3 protein-coding genes are annotated in these 1,664 nt (G+C 69.7%); all 3 read right to left on the bottom strand.

Annotated elements, in window-relative coordinates:
• Window positions 1–239 (bottom strand): SHOCT domain-containing protein (locus WA805_RS19635; RefSeq protein ID WP_425243059.1); only part of this gene is annotated, 239 nt, incomplete at its 3' end.
• Window positions 240–345: 106 nt separating this feature from the next.
• Entirely contained in the window at window positions 346–771 is a 426-nt protein-coding gene (locus tag WA805_RS19630; RefSeq protein ID WP_422285418.1) for a DUF6325 family protein, read from the bottom strand.
• Between the two features lie 128 nt (window positions 772–899).
• Window positions 900–1,664 (bottom strand): helix-turn-helix domain-containing protein (locus WA805_RS19625; RefSeq protein WP_425243058.1); only part of this gene is annotated, 765 nt, incomplete at its 5' end.

Below are 1,664 nucleotides of genomic sequence, written 5' to 3'. Positions count from 1 at the left end.
AGGATCTGTGCCTTCTTGGCGGAGAACTCCTCCTCGGTGAGGATGCCCTGGTCCTTGAGGGCGGCAAGCTGCTTGAGCTCTTCGATCTGCGGGCTCTCGGCGGCTTCGGGCGCGGCGGGTTCATCCGCTGGAGCAGCGGCAGGCGGGGCATCCTGGGCCTGGGCGGCCTCTGCGCTCCGCTGCGCGGACCTGGCTCCCATGCTGGCTGCGGTCCCGGCCACAACCGCGGTGGTCGCCATCCGTGCAATGGGCCGTCGTCGTCGGATCGGCATGTCAATCGCCTCCTGTTGTCTTGGCGCCGCCGGCGGAGGGCCATTGGGCGCGAATGGTGTGGGCTTGCCGATCTCAGTCGAGGGCGTCGGCCAAGGCGCCCATGGCCTGTTCGATGATCTCGCGCGGGATTCGCGCGCCTTCGACGATTACTCCGTTTGCCTCGCGCACTGCCGCCGCGAACGGGCCCGCCCAGGTGTCCTCCCAGATGAGCAGCGCTGCTGAGGAGTTCGGCTCGAGGCTCGAAGCGGCGTATGTGATGTCTTCGTCGGTGAGAATCCCGCCCACCTCGGCGTCGAGGCCGGCGAACGCCGCCAGCTCCTCGACAGCGTCGTACTCGACCACCGTCACCTCGCCGGCGGCATCTTTGCTGATGAAGGTGAGGTCGATGATCCTGATCAGTCCGCTGTCGATGAGCTTGGCGAGCTCCGGCACGATCTGACCGCTGAACTTGTTGCCGGGGAAGCCGAGAATCAAATATTCCACCGGGCCGATGCTCATGGCTTGTCTCCCTTCGGCCCCGGCATCCGCGGAGCGCCACGACCGCAAGTCTCCCGCGAACGACGAGAAAGGCCGTCACCCCTAGCGGATGGTTCGCTGGGTTCGCGGCGCCCGGCCGATCCCGCCTGCTAGCCGGCCGGGGTGACGATGCCGTATTCGTGGATGCGGCGGTAGATCGTCGCCCGGGACATGCCGAGCGCGCGGGCCGCGCGGATCTTGTTGCCTGCGTTGTCGAGCAGGCTCTGTACGATCGCGTCCCGCTCGATCGACTCCAGCGGGCTGAGCACCCGGCGGCTCACCGTCCAGCATTCCGGCGGCAGGTCCTGCGGCATGATCTGGCCGGTCCTGCGGTGCTGGACCACCTGCTTCAGCACCTGCCAGAGCTGGGTCGCGTTGCCCGGCCAGGTGTGCCGCAGCAGCAGCTGCATCGCCGCGGGCGAGCAGCTGACGCGGCCCTGCTGGCTCAGCTTGCCGAGGAAGAACGGCACCAGCTCGCGCAGGTCCTCGTTGTGGTGCCGTAGCGGCGGCACCCCCACGGTGCCGGGGAACAGCCGCAGCAGGCCGGTGAGGTCGGTCGTGGCCTGCTCGCGGTCGAGGGTGATCGCGACCCGCGGTGCCGCCTCCCGGCCAGCCTTCGCGCCGGCCAGTGCCTCGGTCAGCGCGCGGATCTGGCGGGCGTTCAGCGCGTCCACGTGCCTGATGATCAGCAGCCCCGTGCCGTCGGCCAGCTCCTCACGGACCTCCGCCAGCCAGTCGCTGCCCGCCGTCACGTCTACCACGTGGCACGGCGCCACGGGGTTGTGCCGCTGGTGGACGGCGCGGGCCAGGGCCAGCTTGCCGACGCCGCTCTCCCCCTCGAGCGTCAGCCACTCGCCGCGCTCGTAGGCCGCCTC

Origin of the sequence: Trebonia sp., assembly GCF_049794275.1 — a bacterium.
Lineage (GTDB): Bacteria > Actinomycetota > Actinomycetes > Streptosporangiales > Streptosporangiaceae > Trebonia.
The sequence above is the reverse complement of the archived record's forward strand: the minus strand, read 5'-3'. Positions and strand labels throughout refer to the sequence as shown.